The following is a 20,564-nucleotide window of genomic DNA, read 5'->3' as shown; positions in this document are numbered from 1 at the left end:
AGGATAGAGAGCCATTATGAGAAAATTCGTTCCAAACAAAAAACATGAAGAAGACAGGTCTTCTTATTGGACATATTTACTTGATGATGATAGTTCGACTGCGATTAAGCCCCTTTTTCCATACAGACCGAGTTCAAAACGGACAGTGGGTACGAATCAAATGGACTGGGTATTCCCGCAACATGTATGCGAAAAACTTAGAAAACTTAGCCGAGAACACAATATCCCTATGAACGTTATTATAGAGGCTGCCTGGGGACTTGTTTTACAAAAGTATAACTATACTGATGATGTCATGTTTGGAAAAATAATCGACGATCCTCATTTGAACAGTGTGATGATTCCGGTAAGAATGAAGTGTAATCGAGACGACGTATTATTTGATCTATTACAGCAACTAAAAGAACAAGAAGCGGAAAGTAGGAAATATGCGCATTGTGATATATTACCCCGAAAAATCAGTCACTTGATTAAAACGGTGTGTATAATTAAGGATAGAACGGACAATGGGAAACAATTGATACACCTTCCCCTTGAGGATCAATTATCTCATAATCCACCTGATTTGCTCCTTCATTTTTCTTTTGATTGTAATCAGTTGAACGTAATGATTCGTTTTGATGAATCAAAATACACCAAATCTGAAATAAACAATATACGAACAATGCTTACGTTTGCTTTGTGTGCCTTTGCTGAGAATTCGGAAAGTAAGGTGCGTGATATTTCATTCGTGAGCGATGAGGATAGAGATAAAATCTTAACCCTGTTTCAAACCAAGCCAACCCAATATCCGCACGAGGAATCGATCAAAAGCTTATTTGAGGCGCAGGTGAAGAAGACACCGGATCGGATAGCGATATCTTGCGGGACGGAGCAACTGACGTATGCGGAGTTAAATGCGAAGGCAAACATCGTTGCCAATCGGCTGCTTGCTGCTAAAGTCAATAGCGGAACAGGCAAAGGCGAAACGATGGTAGCGCTGCTGTTAGAGCGAAATATGGATATGGTCATCGGAATACTCGGGGTCGTGAAGGCCGGATATGTCTACGTGCCAATCGATCCGGAGGCGCCGCAAGACCGTATCCAGTATACGCTGGCAGACAGTGGAGCAAGCTTGCTTCTCGTCAATCAAGGAAAAGAACAAATGGTGTCTCTTCCGCAAGGAAGTATCTATGCGATAGAGCAGTTGTATTCGGATGAACCGGATGCGGCACGGGGGGCAGAACTAAAAGCTAATCCGGATGTAGCCATCGCACCGCAAGATGCGCTATATATCATCTATACGTCAGGCACGACCGGTGAGCCGAAGGGAACGGTAATCGAACATGAATGTGTCGTCCGGTTGATGCATAACGATGACATGCCGTTTCATTTCCATGAAGAGGATGTATGGAGCCTGTTTGCCGCCTACAACTTTGACGTATCGGTATGGGAAATGTATGGAGCGCTATTATACGGAGGTCACCTTGTCGTCATACCCAACGACGCCAAAAAGGACAGCTATGCTTTGTTAGATCTATTACGCGAAAAGAGGGTGACGGTACTGAACCAAGTACCGTCCTCTTTTTATAATCTGATGCAAGTAGAGCTAGCAGAAGCAGGGGAGAGACTGTACGTCAAACATCTGATCTTTGCCGGAGAGGCGCTGCAGGTAGGGAAATTAAAGGCATGGCAGGCGAAGTATCCGGAGATGAACATCGTGAACATGTACGGTATAACAGAGACGACTGTCCATGTAACGTACAAAGCGATCACTGCAGAAGATATTGCGCTAGATGGAAACGACGTCGGTAAGGCGCTTCCTACTCTCAAGATCTATATATTAGATGGGGACAAGCTATGCGGGATTGGTGTACCCGGGGAATTGTGTGTGGCAGGCGTCGGCGTCGCAAGAGGCTACCTTAACAAACCGGAGCTAACGAATAAAAAATTTGTTGCGAATCCCTTCGTACCAGGGGAGCGGATGTACCGGTCGGGGGACTTAGCCCAATGGCTGCCGGACGGGAACATCGCCTATTTAGGCCGTATGGATGACCAAGTGAAGATCAGGGGATTCCGGATAGAGCTGGGAGAAGTGGAAAATGCGCTGCGGCAGCTGGAAGGAATCCAAGATGCGGCGGTCATCGTACGGGAAACCCATGACGGAGAGAAAGCGCTGTCTGCTTACCTCATATCGAAAGATATCGTCCAGCTGCAAGCGGTGAGACGGGACTTGGAGGAAGTGCTGCCGGCCTATATGGTACCAGCGTATATGATGCAGATCGAACAACTGCCGGTGACGCGCAACGGCAAGCTGGATAAACGGGCACTGCCGGAGATCGTGGCAGTAAGCGAGAAGGAATACACGGCTCCGAAAAACGAACTTGAAGAGCAGCTGTGCAATATCTTTAGTGAAGTACTGGGCGTAGAGCGGGTCGGCACGCAGGACAGCTTCTTTGAACTGGGCGGAGACTCGATCAAGGCGATACGTATCGTATCGAAGTTAAGAAGTGCAGGATATTGTGTCGCAAGCAAAGATATTATGCAAAAGTATACGGTCGAGGCGATCAGCTACGCGGCGCAAAAGTCTGCCCTAGAGGAGCAGTACGAGCAAGCTGAAGTAAGCGGCATCGTACCGCTGACACCGATCGTCAGGGAGTTTGCGTCCTGGAATCTTCCTAAGCCGCACCACTTCAATCAGGACATGCTGATGGAGATTGATCTGGAGGATGAGAAGCAGCTTCGGGAAGTGCTGAATGCCCTCACAGCGCATCATGATATCCTGAGATCGGTCTACCGGGAAGGTCAGCTAGAGATCGTAAAGGTGAGTGACAGCAGAGCATATGAGCTGAAGGTGTATGACTATAGCGAAGAACAAGCAGCAGCAGAGCTCATGGAAGCGGCATGTACGGATCTGCATAGCAGCATTAACTTAGAAGAAGGACCGCTGGTGAAGGCAGCGATGTTCCGGACAGGTGAAGGGAATCTGCTGTTTCTAGGAATCCATCATCTTGTGGTGGACGGGGTATCGTGGCGTATCCTGCAGGAAGATATCAGCACAGCCATCCGGCAAGTAAAAGAAGGGACAAAGATCCAATTCCCGTCAAAGACAGCGTCCTATAAGGCATGGGCAGAAGCACTGGCAGAATATAAGGACAGCCATTTATTGCTGAAAGAAAGGCCGTACTGGGAGCAAGTAGCCGCGCAGATGGCGGCAGGCGAACTAAGGATGGACGAACAGACAGGAGAAAGCGGGTATGACAGCTACACGATCCATTTAAGTGTGGAAGAAACGGAAAGCCTGTTGCAACGAGCAGGAAAAGCATTTCGTACTGAAGTACCGGATTTGCTTATCAGTGCCTTGGGAATGTCCGTTAAGAAACTGACAGGAGCAAGTGTAGTAACGATTGGTGTGGAAGGGCATGGGAGAGAAGCAATTCATAGACGGATCGATATCGACCGGACGATAGGATGGTTTACGAGCGTCTATCCGATTATGGTGGCGTGTCATGACGAAATGGCGGAAAGTATCATTGCAACGAAAGAGATGCTGCGCAAAATACCGAACCACGGATTTGGGTATGGCCTATTATACGATCTATTAACGGGCAGTCAGCTACCAACCTTATTGTTTAACTATATGGGGCAAATGGATGCTGAAGCGAAAGGTAAAAAGATAAACTTTCTTAGTTCGAGTAAAGGTTTAGCGGATGAGAATAAAATGCTGTCGGAATTGTTTATCAACGGTGTGATAAGTGAAGGGAAATTATCATTTGCGTTCCGTTACAATAGAGGTCTCTTTTCAAATGATACGATACAAAGATTCGCTGAGGTATATAAAGGCTGTATACAGTCTACTCTTACATATTGTATGCAAGTGGAAGAATCGGTTCCGACACCGTCTGATTATCATGCAGCGGATTTGACACGTGCAGATTTATCAGTCATTCAACAAGCAGTCGGGGGTTCATCTCAGGTAGAGCGAATATACGGACTCACTTCACTGCAGAAAGGGATGCTATACCATAGCATCGCCGAACCAGAATCGACAGCCTATAGAAACCAGAATATTTTTATAGGGCAAGGCTATGCCGATGAGCACATGGTGAAGCAAGCGCTTAAGCTGCTTGTAATGAGGCATGAAGTGCTCCGTACAGCGATTATTCATAAAAATATATCGATACCAAAGCAAGTCGTGATCCGAGGAAGGGAAGTAGAATACGAAAGAACCGATTTAACGGGAGTTGAACCATCTGTGCAGGCTAAACAGGTGGAAGCGATCGCCCAGGACCAAATCCAGCGAGGATTTGACCTTGAACATGACCCGTTATTGCGGGTACACCACGTAGTGCTGGCAAGAGACCGTTATCAATTGATCTGGAGTTTTCATCACATTCTTTTGGACGGTTGGAGTCTACCGATAATTTACGGGGATTTCAATCGGATTTACAAAGCACTTGAGAAGGGTGCTTTGACATCTACGCTGGAGACACAGGTGATCACAGAAAAGCAGTACCAGGATTCCTACGAAGATTATATTAATTGGCTAGAAAAACAAGATCAACAAAAAGGGCTGTCTTACTGGTCAGATGTATTAGCAGGATATGAAGAAGTTGCCGAGATTAAACCGATATATACACCGCAAGAGAGTGAACAGCAAGTACAGAGCATGGCGATTACATTATCTACTGAAGATGCCTTGCAGTTGAGGGATCTGATAGCTACCCATCAATTGACAGTGAGTAATGTGGTGGAAACGGCTTGGGGAGTTGTTTTACAAGCATATAGCGGTCAGAAAGATGTGGTGTTCGGGAAAGTAATGTCCGGGCGTCAGGCCGAAGTGCGCGGAATAGAGGGCATCGTCGGTCTGTTTATTAATACGATCCCGGTGCGTGTAGCGAGCAAAGAAAGCATGAGTATATTGGAACTGATCCAAGAAATGCAGCAGCAAGGGACTGAAAGTGAACAATATGCCTATTGTTCGCTCGCTGAGATTCAAGCGCAGACGGTGCAGAAGCAGCATTTAATCCAAGTGCTCTATATGTTTGAAAACTACTATGTGGATGAGGACAAGCTAACAGATTTTATGTACGAAATTGAGTATGGCTTGGACCAAACCAATTATAATTTGACGTTATGCGCTTATGAATATGAAGGGAAGATAGTATGTGAAATAATATACAATCCGAACGTGTATGCACGTGAGGACATAGCGCAAATTGTTGTACGGCTAGAACATGTTATACATGCTATCGTAGCAAACCCTGAAGGGAAGTTATCTGAGCTTGAAACAATAACAGAGGAAGAACAAGAACAGATACTAGGTGCATTTAATGATACGAACTTACCGTATGCAAAAGATAAAACGATTCCAGCATTATGGGAAGAGCATGTTGCTAACACACCGGATGCAATCGCCGTTGTATTTGAAGACAACCATGTGACCTATGACGCGTTAAACAAACAAATCAACCAAGTGGCATGGGCGCTTCGCTCACTGCACATTAAACCCGATGACCGCGTGGTTATCGTGGCAGAGCGAAGTGTGGAGATGATTGCCGGGATGTATGGCATCATCAAGGCAGGCGCTGCATATGTGCCGGTCGATCCTACGTTTCCAGCAGAGCGAATCCAGTACATCCTAGCTGACTGTAAACCAAAGGCAGTGCTTGTGTATAAAGCTACGATTGAAACGGATCTGCCGACGATTAATCTGGCGGACGATATGCTATGGGAAGGGAAGAGCGTTAATCCCAAGCAAATCAATCGCCCCAATGATTTGGCTTATATAATCTATACATCCGGGACTACGGGGCAACCGAAGGGCGTAATGTTAGAGCATGGGGGTGTTGTGTCCTTACGGTCTCATCTTCTGAAGCAATATAACGTTACAAGTCAAGATAATGTGCTTCAATTTGCAAACTATGTTTTTGACGCTTCTGTATGGGAGATGACATTATCTTTATTGCTAGGGGCTACGCTAACATTGGTATCAAAACCCATAATAGCGGATGTAACACGTTTTAATTCTTTTATGCAAGAAAGCAGGATTACGTTAGCTGTACTACCGCCACAATATTATCTTCAGACGGCGTTTACTGGAGTTAGATGGTTAACAACGGCTGGAGCCGCAACCAATGAGTCGGTTATTGAACAAACACGAAATAATGATTGCGGGTATTGTAACGCTTATGGTCCTACGGAATGTACGGTACAGGCTACGTATTGGGAATATGATGGGATAAGTGACGTGCCAAACAACATCCCGATTGGTAAACCGATTGCAAATAATCATGTATATATACTTGACGGGGACAAATTATGCGGGATTGGTGTGCCAGGGGAGTTGTGCGTGGCGGGCGACGGCATTGCAAGGGGCTACCTCAACAAGCCGGAACTGACCAGTAAAAAATTCGTAACGAACCCCTTTGTACCAGGTGAGCGGATGTACCGGACCGGGGACTTAGCTAAATGGCTGCCGGATGGGAATATTGCTTATTTGGGTCGTATTGACGAACAAGTGAAGATCAGGGGGTTCCGGATAGAGCCGGGAGAAGTGGAAAATGCGCTGCGGCAGCTGGCAGGGATCCAAGATGCGGCGGTCATAGTACGGGAGACCCATGACGGAGAGAAAGCGCTATCTGCCTACCTTGTTTCGAAAGATCGAGTTGAGCTGCAAGCAGTGAGGCAGGACTTAGAGGAAATACTACCGGCATATATGGTGCCAGCGTATATGATGCAGATTGATCAACTGCCGGTCACGCGCAACGGTAAGCTGGATAAACGGGCGCTGCCGGAGATCGTAGCGGTAAGCGAAAGGGAATACACCGCTCCGAAAAACGAACTTGAAGAGCAACTGTGCACTATCCTTAGTGAAGTCCTGGGCGTAGAGCGGGTCGGCATGAAGGATAGCTTCTTTGAGTTGGGCGGGGACTCGATCAAAGCGATACGGATCATATCGAAGCTAAGAAGTATGGGTTATCATATCGCCATCAAAGATATTATGCAAAGGAATACGGTTGGAGCGATCAGCTATGCGGTACAAAAGTCTGTCATCGAGGAGCAGTACGAGCAAGATGAAGTGAGCGGCATTGTACCGCTGACACCGATCGTCAGAGAGTTTGCATCTTGGAACCTTTCTAATCCGCATCATTTTAATCAGGATATGCTGATGGAAATTGATCTGGAAGTTGAAAAACAGCTTCGGGAGGTGCTTGATGCCCTCGTAGTTCATCATGACATACTCCGGTCTATCTACCGGGAAGGTCAACTAGAGATCGTAAAGATGAGTGACAGCAGAGCGTACGAGCTGAAGGTATATGACTATAGCGAAGAACAAGAACCAGCGGGGCTAATGGAAGCGGCATGTACGGATCTGCATAGCAGTATCGACTTAGAAGAAGGACCGCTGGTGAAGGCAGCGATGTTCCGGACGGGTGAAGGGAATCTATTGTTCCTAGGGATCCATCATATTGTGGTGGACGGCGTATCATGGCGTATCCTGCAAGAAGATATCAGCACAGCCATCCGGCAAGTAAAAGAAGGGACGAAAATCCGGTTTCCGGCAAAGACGGCGTCGTATAAGGCATGGGCAGAAGCACTGACAGAATATAAGAGCAGCCCCCTATTGCAAAAAGAACGGGCGTACTGGGAACAAGTAGCAACGCAGATGGAGTCCGGAGCACTTAGCATGGACGAACAGACGGGAGAAAGCGGGTATGGCAATTACGCGATCCATTTAAATGAAGAAGAAACCACACAGCTTATTCACCAGGCAGGTCGGGCGTATAATACCGAAATTAATGACTTGCTTATCAGTGCCTTGGGGATGACTGTGAAGAATTTGACAGGGGCTAGAAATGTAACGATTGGCATGGAGGGACACGGAAGGGAAGCGATTCATAAGCGGATCGATATCGACCGGACGGTCGGATGGTTTACAAGTGTGTATCCGGTAGTGGTATCGTGCCATGATGAGATCGCAAAAAGTATCATTACTACCAAAGAAATATTGCGAAAACTCCCGAACCGAGGACTTGGGTATGGTCTATTGCAGGAAGAATTGTCGGTCAGACCGCTTGAAATCATGTTTAACTACATGGGACAAATGGACGCTGAGGCAAAGGGGAGAAAACTACACTTTTTTAGTTCGGGTAAAGGCTTAGCGGATGAGAATAAAATGCTGTCGGAATTGTTTATCAACGGTGTGATAAGTGAAAGAAGATTAACGTTTACTTTCCGTTACAATAAAGGTCTTTTTTCCAGCAGCACGATACAAAGATTCGCTGAGATCTATAAAGCGTGCACTCAGTCTATGATTGCCCATTGTATGCAGCAAGAAGAAACGGTTCGGACACCGTCTGACTATTCTGCAATTTCGATTACGGATGAAGATTTGAGTGTCCTGCATCAGCTCTATCCAGAGAAAAATGATATACAGGATATATTTGATTTATTGCCGCTACAGGAAGGTATTTTGTATCATGGCCTAAAAAGCAGTGGTTCTGAGTATCTTACCCAGTTTATTTATCAGATTAATCAACATATAGATAATGATCTCATGCGCAGTGCGTTTCAATGTTTACTTAAAAAGCATGATGCGTTGAGAACGGCGATAGTGTATGAAGGGTTAAAACATCCGAAACAGATCATACTGTCACATCGCTCACTTGATTGGGAAGAAATTGATTTAACCACATACGATGAGAAAGAACAACTAGCTAGATTAAATGAACTGATAGAGCAGGATGTCAAGCGGGGATTTGATCTGCAGCTTAATGCGCTATTTCGCATAAAAAATATTAAACTATCCACTAATTGCACGCAATTAATCTGGAGCTTTCATCATATTATCGCAGATGGATGGTGTAGTGAATTATTATGTAACGACTTAAAAAATTACTATAACTTGCTACAAAATGGGTATAGTACACACGATGTAGAACAAGCTATTGATCAAGAGAAGTTCCAGGTTGCGACGTACGGTGATTATATTCAGTGGTTTCAGAATCAGGATGAAGAGCTTGCGCTCACGTATTGGCGCGAACGACTTCGTGATTATGACCTAACATACAAATACCGTCCGTATTTCGATCCTCCATATTCCAGTTCCAACTTGGCTCAAGTGAAAAAGCAGCTGGATGTTGAATTAACAGACAGTTTGTTACTTCTTGCACAAGCGCATCAGATAACGATAAATACAATCACCGAAGCAGCTTGGGGAATCGTATTACAACAGATCAACTTTACAAATGATATCGTGTTCGGCAAAGTGATTTCGGGAAGGCATGCCGAAGTAAGAGGAATTGAAAAAATAGTAGGTCTTTTCATTAACACGATACCGGTAAGGGTGAGCGCAGACGAGGATACAACGATTCTAGCACTTTTGCAGGAATTACAAGATCAAGGTATTGAAAGTACGATGCACGCTCACTGTTCACTGGTTAAAATTCAAGAACAAACCGCACAAAAATCAGATTTGATTTCATCGCTTTTTGTTTTTGAGAATCATTTGGCACAAGAACAGCAAAGTGAACATACAGATGGTTTGCAATTAGCGCTTGTTTCTTCGAGAGATGAAACAAACTATCCGCTTAATCTATTGGCTGCTGTAGAGGACAAGGCATTACGATTTACAGTTCTCTATAATCCAAACAAGCATGCTTTAGAAGAAGTAGAGATGATGCTCAGCATGTTAAACAATGTATTATGTGCGTTTGCTGAGTATCCTGAGAAGAAGATTTTCGATGTTGAATTAATTCGCAAGGAAGATAAGGCACGAATACTGGGTGAATTCAACAATACGGCAAGCACATATCCGAAACATAAATCTATTCCAGATTTATTTGAAGAACAGGTTCAACTTACGCCCGATCAAATTTGTGTGGTATGTGATAAGGAACAATTAAGCTATCAACAATTAGACAAGGCCGCGCAAGGTATTGCCACCGAATTGCGAAAAAGGGGGGTATCATCAGGTCAATTAATTGGCATCGTATGTGAGAAAAGCGTGCACATGATTGTAGGGCTGCTGGGGATACTCAAGGCAGGATGTGGCTATGTACCAATTAATACGGATGAACCGGATAACCGCCTGCGCTTTATTTTGGAAGATTGCGATTTGAATATCGTACTGTGCGGTGATGTAAAAGGGGATATGATTAATGTCCTCCAAGAGTACTGCACCGTCATTGATCTAAATGGAAGTTATGCGGCTATGACAGAGCGTGCCTTAGTAAGGGCAGATGATATGGCGTATGTCATGTATACATCCGGTACGACAGGATATCCGAAAGGTGTTTGTGTTACACATCAAAATGTCGTACGGCTTGTGAAGCAAACGAACTATGCTGATTTAAATGGGGCACATATTTTGTTAACCGGAGCACTCTCCTTCGATGCGTCGACATTTGAAATATGGGGTGCGCTTCTCAATGGCGGGAAATTAGTGTTAGCCCATATGCAAAACATAACAGACGGGAACATGTTAGGAAAGTTGATATACGAGCACCAGATTACGATGATGTGGATGACTGCACAGCTTTTCAATTATATGGTAGATACTAGATGCGAAGTTTTTCAACCATTACAGTATTTATTGGTGGGAGGAGAAAGGTTATCGGCGAAACATATCAGAGCGGTAAGGGAAAAGCATCCGACACTCAGAGTGACTAATGGTTATGGTCCAACAGAAAATACGACCTTTTCCGTTACGTATGCAATAGAAACGGATTACTTCAATATCCCCATCGGGAAGCCAATCAGCAATAGTAGAGCGTATATTTTGGATAGAAAGATGCAGCTATGCGGTATTGGTGTTCCAGGGGAACTTGTTGTAGGCGGCGACGGCGTAGCGAAAGGATATATGAACCAACCAAAACTTACTGTGGAGAAGTTTATTGAGAATCCGCTTATTCCTGGTGAGCGGCTGTATCGTACCGGAGATATTGCGATGTGGCTGCCGGATGGAAATATTGCGTATATTGGACGTATTGATGACCAAGTGAAAATTCGAGGGTACAGGATTGAAGTGGGCGAGGTAGAGCATGCTCTTCAAAAATTAGAAGGTATCCAAGATGCGATCGTCATCGCCCGTGAACAAGATGGAAGTGAAAATGAACTATATGCATACCTGGTATCTAGCACAGAGATTCAGATGCATAATGTTCGGAATTCTCTTGGTAAGACACTTCCTGCTTATATGGTGCCGCAGCATATGGTACAGATTGAGAAAGTTCCTATGACACGAAACGGAAAGGTAGATAAGCGAACGCTTTCTGAAATACAAATCGTGCATGAGCAGCAATACACGGCTCCCACGACTGAACAGGAATTTATCCTTTGTAAGATATTCGGCGATATACTTTCTGTTGATCGTGTCGGTATTTATGATGATTTCTTTGCGCTAGGAGGTCACTCGTTACATGCTGTACGCGTTATAAATCAGATTGAAGCGATGATTGGAATACGTTTACCGATAATAACATTGTTTGAGAATCCGCATATTAAAGCGCTCAGTCAGCACCTTGAACTAATCAGTGAGGGGAATACCTCGCACAATACCTTATATCCGAAGGCTGTGTTTGAACCCATCCCGCATGCTATGCAGAAAGAAACATATCGGATGTCTTCCGCTCAAAAGCGTCTTTATGCGATTCAAGAGATGGATCAGCATAGTACGGCTTATAATATGACGTTATTGCGCAGAATGGATGCAGACCTTGATAGTGAACGACTTCAGCTAGCACTGAAGCAACTCATACAACGGCATGAAAGCTTAAGAACAAGCTTTCATATGGAGAACGGAGAAGCAATACAGCGTATTCATGACCATGTGCCGTTTACGCTTCTGATTACTGAGGAAAAAGATGATGATGTTACAGGGTTTGTGCGTGCATTTGATTTGTCTCAAGCACCATTAATACGTGTTAAAGTAATCAATCAAAAAGAAGATGGTTATCTCCTGGCCTTCGATATGCACCATATCATTTCTGATGGGACATCGATTAATAATCTAATGCAGGATTTGTCCAAGCTATATAATGGCGAACCCCTTGAGGCAATGCCGATTCAATATAAAGATTATAGCGAATGGTTGCAGACTCAAGACATGACGGGACATGAGACGTATTGGTTGAACTCGTTGCAAGGTGAACTACCGGTACTGAATTTACCAACAGATTTTACACGTCCGCAAGTACAACAGTATACAGGGAAAGCAGTCGTGAGTCATGTAGAGTTACGGGAAGCTGTAACAGCATTGTGCCGGATGTCGGGTGCAACCGAGTATATGATACTACTGAGCACATGGATGATTTTGTTGAGTAAATATAGCCGTCAGGAAGATATTATCGTAGGTTGCCCTGTTAATGGACGTTTACATTATGATACAGAGCCTGTAATCGGTATGTTCGTGAATACGATTGCATTACGTGGAAAACCATCGGGAAAGAAGAATTTCGTGGATTTTCTGTCGGAGATGAAAGAAGTATGTCTAAAAGGGATAGAGCATCAAGCATTTCCGCTCGAAGATCTGGTTGATCTTATGGGCTTGCACCGGGATATGTCCCGGAATCCGCTTTTTGATGTGTTGTTTGTATTACAGAATAATGAAGAAGCAGACTTTGATTTTTATGGCATAAACAGTACGAATGTTCATGATGAATATAGTTTACAGCACAGTTCGGCTAAATTTGATTTAACATTAGAAGTGACGCCAATGGCAAGTGGCTACCGCATCGAAGTACGCTATGCAACAAGTCTGTTCCAGGAAGAAAGCGTACGCCGAATGGTGAAACATTATGAAACGTTGTTGGGAGCAGTTACGCAATCCCCTAAACTTGAAATATGTCAATTGCCAATGATGACGCAAGCAGAAAGACAGCACATTCTAACCTCATTTAACGATACGTCCTGTGTTTATGATGTGACGACACCCATTCATGAACAATTTGAGCAGATCGTACAGGCTATGCCGGCGAAAACAGCTCTACGCTTTCGAGATCAGGCTCTGACATACGAACAGTTAAATGTGAGAGCGAATCAGCTTGCGAGAACACTGCTACTTCATGGTACGCGCCGCGGAGATTTTGTCGGTATTTTATTCGGTCGCAGTATAGAAATGATGGTTGGAATACTCGCAACGTTAAAGGTAGGCGCGGCTTATGTGCCAATAGATCCGACATATCCTTTGGAGCGGATTCAGTATATGGTGGAAGATAGCGGGTTATCGACCGTATTGACTCAGAGGCAATACGATGACACGATCGAGCTGCCTTCCCATGTAAGACGCATTCATGTGGATCAAGATGGGTGTGATGAACCTAGTCATAATCTGCATACGATTGTAGACGCAACCGATATCGCTTATATCATCTATACTTCAGGCTCTACAGGCAAACCAAAAGGGGTAATGGTGGAACATCGTTCGATTAGTAACTTGATTGCAGGTCTAAATCAGCTACAAAACTTGGATTCGATGAAAACAATGTTATGTGTATCGAATATTTCTTTCGACGGCACAGTCTATGAGACACTATTTGCCTTGCTCAAAGGAATGCAGATTATAATTGCCGATGAGGAGGCACAACACGATCCAAAGTTACTCTTGCAATTGATTGAGCAATATGACGTGAACATCATGAAGGGGACACCGACGCGGATGAAGATGCTTATGGATGAAGTTCGGGATGTTCATCCATTACATGGTTTGGAAGTAATTGTTGTCGGCGGAGAGCCATTAACGGATGATTTGGCTACCGCTTTGCTTGAAAATTGGAATATTCGTTTGTTCAATGTGTATGGTCCGACGGAAGCAACGGTAGACGCAACTGGGATTGAAATTCATTTACATGATAAAGTTACGATTGGAAAACCGATTGTCAATGTACAAGTATTTATATTAGATTCGTACGGATTTCCGCTTCCGATCGGTGTGGCAGGTGAGCTTTGTATCAGCGGAGCGGGTGTTGCCAGGGGATATCTTAATCGGAGTGATCTTACCGCAGAGAAATTCGTTGACAACCCATTTTTGCAGGGTGAGCGGATGTATCGCACGGGTGATCTTGCCCGCTGGCTTCCAGACGGTAATATTGAATATGTTGGCCGCATCGATGATCAAGTAAAGGTTAGAGGCTACCGCATCGAACTGGGCGAGATTGAGCATGTCCTGCGAAAACAACCTGACGTGCTGAATGCTGTTGTGATGGTTAGAGAAGATGCGGTAGGGGACGATTATATATGCGCCTATGTGGTGCCAAATGATCAAGTGACATTGGATACTGAAGCAATTAGAGAAGATATTCGCCAAGTTTTACCTGATTATATGATCCCAGCATACATCGTTCCACTGGTGCAGTTTCCTATTACGAATAATGGGAAACTAGACCGCCGCAGCCTACCTGAGCCAGATCGTAAGGGGAGGGGGAATAAGTATGTTGCTCCGAGAGATCAAACCGAATCGGTGCTTGCGAATATTTTCCGAGAGGTACTTGGTGTTGAACGCATTAGTATAAAAGATAGTTTCTTCGAACTTGGCGGAGACTCCATAAAAGCTATCCGGATTGTATCGAAGATGAGAAGCGCCGGTTATCTTATTTCGGTACCGGATATTTTAAGTCAATACACAGTTGAAAAGATTGCATACACAGTAGGCAGGGAATCAGAGATCCAGTATGATCAGGGCGAAGTTACGGGTCAGGTCCTGAATACACCGATCTTACATGATTTTTGTGCAAGAAATTACGCTAATCCTAACTATCATAATCAAGATGCTCTTTTGACGGTTAGAACGGATAATGAGTCGCACATTCATGAAGCCTTGAAAGCTGTTGCTGTTCACCATGATATATTACGGGCAATTTACCGGGATGGCAGTCTGACAATTTTAAGTAGTACGGACAGTAAACTTTATGAGTTACAAGTGTTTGAGGTTCCTGCGGATCTTAACGGTTCGACGTGGATTGAAAACGCTTCCGCTATCATTCATCGAAGCATGGATATTAACAAAGGTCCTATGATGAAAGCGGCACTCTTCAAAACCGAGTCTGCCAATTATCTTTTCTTGTGTATTCATCATCTTGTCATTGATGCAGTATCATGGCAATTTTTGCTTGAAGACTTAGAGACTGCTCTCCAGCAGCTTAAAGACGGGAAGGAAATAAAGTTACCATCAAAAACGCTTGCTTTTAAAGACTGGGCGGAATCATTAGAAGAATATAAAAACACAAACGAGATTACTACCCAAGCGAATTATTGGAATACAATCATTGCGGCCATGCAGGAAGAGAAACTGTTTATAGATGACGATCCGCATGATCATGGGTTTGAAGATGTGACAATAACGTTCCGTAAGGACAAGACAGAACAGCTCATAAGGCAAGCAGGAAAAGCGTTTGGTACCGAAATCAATGATTTACTTATAAGTGCAATCGGCGCTGCAACACATGCGTTGACGAAACAATCCAAAGTGTCGGTTTGTCTGGAAGGCCATGGAAGAGAAGCGATACACAAGAAAGTAGATATCGATCGTACTGTAGGATGGTTTACGGTTAAGTTCCCAATTAGTGTTCCGTGTCATGATGATTTACGGAAGAGTATAATTGAGACAAAAGAAATGTTACGGAAAGTACCTTTACGCGGGTTGGGATTTGGCTTATTGCAAGGTGATTATTTGGCGATTGAGTCCGATATTTACTTCAATTATTTAGGGCAGTTGGATACAGAATCGGATGCTACCCTGTTTACGAACAACAAGAGTATAGCGAATTCGAATAGTACCGAAGGCGCAATTGATATGAACGGGTATATTGTACAAAATATGCTACATTTTATAATCCGCTACGACCGCAGTAAATATAATAGGAAGACTGTAGAGCGTTTTGCGGCATTATATAAGGAAAAGCTTAGCGACATTATCACCTATTGCTGTGTACAAGACAAACCGGTGAAGACGGCTTCTGATTATTCCTGCGATGACTTGACGAGTGATGAATTAGTACGGATCCAGGAGTTCATTGCTGATAAAGAGGATCTTGATGATATTTATACGCTAACTCCGATGCAGGAAGGAATCTTATACCATTATTTATTGAATCGGCAATCAACCAGCTATGTTACACAAATGGTGTATCACTATAACGGTAATCAAAGTGAACATACGTTTGAGGTAGCGCTGAAATTGCTAACGAAACGACATGAAGTACTTCGCACTGCAATTGTATATGACCATGGCGATAAATCTAGACAACTTCTTTTGCGTAGTCGTGAAATCGAATATGCAGTTTTGGACTGGTCGGGCAAGGATCGTGCAGAACAAGCTTCTCATATTTCTACATGGATTGATTCTGAACTGCAACGGGGTTTTGATCTACAGCAAGAAGCATTGTTACGGGTTACCAATATCATGTTAAGTAGAACAGAAGGGAAATTAATATGGAGTTCTCACCACATCATCTCGGATGGGTGGTCAGACAACGTTATATTTAATGACTTTATTCAACTATGCGAAAAGCTGCAACAAGGCTTGTCTGTTGTGGAGCTTGAGCAAGGGTTAGAGGAAGAGAAGGAAAAGAGCTTAAATTTCAAGGACTTCGTTAACTGGTTGGAAAAACAAGATGAAGAAAGGAGCTTGTTATACTGGAGAGAGCTCCTTCTAGACTATGAAGAGTCTGCTGACATTAAGCCGCTCCGTCAACCTGAAGAAACATCTAGCGAGATGAAGCGAATTAATCATAAACTTCCTGTTGATGTAACCAGACAACTTCTTAATACGGCTGCAACGTACAATATTACGCTGAATACTATGATAGAGACGGCCTTAGGTATCGTATTACAGGAATTGTGCGGCATAAAAGATGTTGTCTTTGGCAAGGTGGTCTCCGGAAGAAATGCTGATTTAAGAGGGATAGAGCATATTGCCGGAATATTTGTTAACACCATTCCCATTCGTATTTGTTGTGATGATGAAATGCACATATGCGATATTTGGAGAAAAACTCAAGAACAAGCGATACTAAGTGATCAGCATGGACATTGTTCTTTTGCCAAAGTACAACGACTGACCAAACAGAACACCGATTTAGTTAAAGTTTTGTTTACATTTGATAACGATGATTCATGGGATGAAGTACGCCAAAGTGAAACTTCAGCTTTTCGGTTTACCGTAGAGGATGGACGGGAGCAAACCAATTATACGACCACGTTTAAAGCGTATCTTGATATCAGTCAGCTACATGTTGATGTATTGTATGATCCTAGAAAGCTGGCAGCAGAAGACATTGTCAATATTATGTCAAAGCTACAAAATGTATTATTGTCCTGTGCAGCAAACCCAGAAATGAAGTTATCTGAAATCGAGACGACAACAGAAGAAGAAAAAGAGCAGATACTAGGTGCGTTTCAAACCAAGCCAACCCAATATCCGCACAAGGAATCGATCAAAAACTTATTTGAGGCGCAGGTGAAGAAAACACCGGATCGGATAGCGATATCTTGCGGGACGGAGCAACTGACGTATGCGGAGTTAAATGCGAAGGCGAACATCGTTGCCAATCGGCTGCTTGCGGCTAAAGTCAGAAGCGAAGCAGGCAAAGGCGAAACGATGGTAGCGCTGCTGTTAGAGCGTAATATGGATATGGTCATCGGAATACTCGGGGTCGTGAAGGCCGGATATGTCTACGTGCCAATCGATCCGGAGGCGCCGCAAGACCGTATCCAGTATACGCTGGCAGACAGTGGAGCAAGCTTGCTTCTCGTCAATCAAGGAAAAGAACATCGGGTATCACTTCCGCAAGGAAATGTGTATGCGATAGAGCAGTTGTATTCGGATGAACCGGATGCGGCATGGGGGGCAGAACTGAAAGCTGATCCAGATGTAGCCGTCGCACCGCAAGATGCGCTATATATCATCTATACGTCAGGCACGACCGGTGAGCCGAAGGGAACGGTAATCGAACATGAATGTGTCGTCCGGTTGATGCATAACGATGACATGCCGTTTCATTTCCATGAAGAGGATGTATGGAGCCTGTTTGCCGCCTACAACTTTGACGTATCGGTATGGGAAATGTATGGGGCTCTATTATACGGAGGTCACCTTGTCGTCATACCCAACGACGTCAAAAAGGACAGCTATGCTTTGTTAGATCTATTACGCGAAAAAAGGGTGACGGTACTGAACCAAGTTCCGTCCTCTTTTTATAATCTGATGCAAGTAGAGCTGGCAGAAGCAGGGGAGAGACTGTACGTCAAACATCTGATCTTTGCCGGAGAGGCGCTGCAGGTAGGGAAATTAAAGGCATGGCAGGCGAAGTATCCGGAGATGGACATCGTAAATATGTACGGTATCACAGAGACGACTGTCCATGTAACGTACAAAGCGATCACCGCAGAAGATATTGCGCTAGATGGAAACGACGTCGGTAAGGCGCTTCCTACTCTCAAGATCTATATATTAGATGGGGACAAGCTATGCGGGATTGGTGTGCCCGGGGAATTGTGCGTGGCAGGCGTCGGCGTCGCAAGAGGTTACCTTAACAAACCGGAGCTAACGAATAAAAAATTCGTAGCGAACCCTTTTGTACCCGGGGAGCGGATGTACCGGTCGGGAGACTTAGCCCAATGGCTGCCGGACGGGAACATCGCCTATTTAGGCCGTATGGATGACCAAGTGAAGATCAGGGGATTCCGGATAGAGCTGGGAGAAGTGGAAAATGCGCTGCGGCAGCTGGAAGGAATCCAAGATGCGGCGGTCATCGTGCGGGACACCCATGACGGAGAGAAAGCGCTGTTTGCTTACCTCATATCGAAAGATGTCGTCCAGCTGCAAGCGGTGAGACGGGATTTGGAGGAAGTGCTGCCGGCTTATATGGTGCCAGCGTATATGATGCAGATCGAACAACTGCCGGTGACGCGCAATGGCAAGCTGGATAAACGGGCACTGCCGGAGATCGTGGCAGTAAGCGAGAAGGCATACACGGCTCCGAAAAACGAACTTGAAGCGCAGCTGTGCAGTATCTTTAGTGAAGTCCTAGGCGTAGAGCGGGTCGGCACGCAGGACAGTTTCTTTGAGCTGGGCGGAGACTCGATCAAGGCGATACGTATCGTATCGAAGTTAAGAAGCGCAGGATATCATATCGCAATCAAAGATATTATGCAAAAGTATACGGTCGAGGCGATCAGCTACGCGGCGCAAAAGTCTGCCCTGGAGGAACAGTACGAGCAAGCTGAAGTGAGTGGCATCGTACCGCTGACGCCGATCGTCAGAGAGTTTGCGTCCTGGAATCTTCCTAAGCCGCACCACTTCAATCAGGACATGCTGATGGAGATTGATCTGGAGGATGAGAAGCAGCTTCGGGAAGTGCTGAATGCCCTCACAGCGCATCATGATATCCTGAGATCGGTCTACCGGGAAGGTCAGCTAGAGATCGTAAAGGTGAGTGACAGCAAAGCATATGAGCTGAAGGTGTATGACTATAGGGAAGAACAAGCAGCAGCAGAGCTCATGGAAGCGGCATGTACGGATCTGCATAGCAGCATTAACTTAGAAGAAGGACCGCTGGTGAAGGCAGCGATGTTCCGGACAGTGGCAGGGAACCTGCTGTTTCTAGGGATCCATCATCTTGTGGTGGACGGCGTATCGTGGCGTATCCTGCAAGAAGATATCAGCACAGCCATCCGGCAAGTAAAAGAAGGGACAAAGATCCAATTCCCGTCAAAGACAGCGTCGTATAAAGCTTGGGCAGAAGCACTGGCAGAATATAAGGACAGCCATCTATTGCAAAAAGAACGGCCGTACTGGGAACAAGTGGCCGAGCAGATGGCGGCAGGCGAACTAAGGATGGACGAACAGACGGGGGAAAGCGGGTATGGCAGCTGCACGATCCATTTAAATAAGGAAGAAACCGCACAGCTTATCCACCAGGCAAGTCGGGCGTATAATACCGAGATCAATGACTTGCTCATCAGCGCCCTGGGAATGACCGTGAGGAAGCTGACAGGGGCAAGGGATGTAACGATAGGCATGGAAGGACACGGAAGAGAACCGATTCATAAGCGGATCGATATCGACCGGACGGTCGGATGGTTTACAAGTATATATCCGGTGGTGGTACCGTGTCATGAGGAGATAGCAGAAAGTATCATTACAACCAAAGAGATGCTGCGTAAAATCCCGAACCGAGGCCTTGGATATGGTCTATTACAGGAACAATTGCCGGTCAGACCGCTTGAAGTCATGTTTAACTACATGGGACAAATGGACGCTGAGGCGAAGGGGAGAAAACTACACTTTTTTAGTTCGGGCAAAGGATCAGCCGATGAAAATATTGTATACCGTAAAGTCAATATTAACGGAAGCTTGCTAAAAGAACAGTTGCATTTCAGTTTTGTCTATGACAAGAGCAAGTTGTCTGCTGGGAAGATACAACTATTTATTGAAACGTTCCATGATTGCTTAATGGCTACGATTCAATTTTGTGCATCACAGGAGGAGGTTGCCATCACGATCTCGGATACGGATGCCACAGATTTGGCTGCAGACGATCTCCAGGTGATAAATGAGCTATTCGATCTAGAATAAATCTATT

The 20,564-nt window shown here is 44.8% G+C and carries 1 protein-coding gene; it reads left to right on the top strand.

Annotation, left to right across the window (positions count from 1 at the left end):
* Nucleotides 1-16 precede the first annotated feature (16 nt).
* Complete coding sequence (locus PCH01S_RS06685) at nucleotides 17-20,557, top strand: non-ribosomal peptide synthase/polyketide synthase (protein WP_042227885.1); 20,541 nt, start codon at nucleotides 17-19, stop codon at nucleotides 20,555-20,557.
* The last annotated feature ends 7 nt before the right edge of the window (nucleotides 20,558-20,564 follow it).

The sequence above is a fragment of the Paenibacillus chitinolyticus NBRC 15660 genome, assembly GCF_000739915.1.
Lineage (GTDB): Bacteria > Bacillota > Bacilli > Paenibacillales > NBRC-103111 > Paenibacillus_F > Paenibacillus_F chitinolyticus.
Note: the sequence above shows the minus strand (reverse complement) of the source record. Positions and strands in the feature narration are given on the sequence as shown.

Excerpts from the sequence above, each read along its gene's own strand:
- PCH01S_RS06685 (WP_042227885.1), top strand. The coding sequence starts at position 17 with ATGAGAAAATTCGTTCCAAACAAAAAACATGAAGAAGACAGGTCTTCT.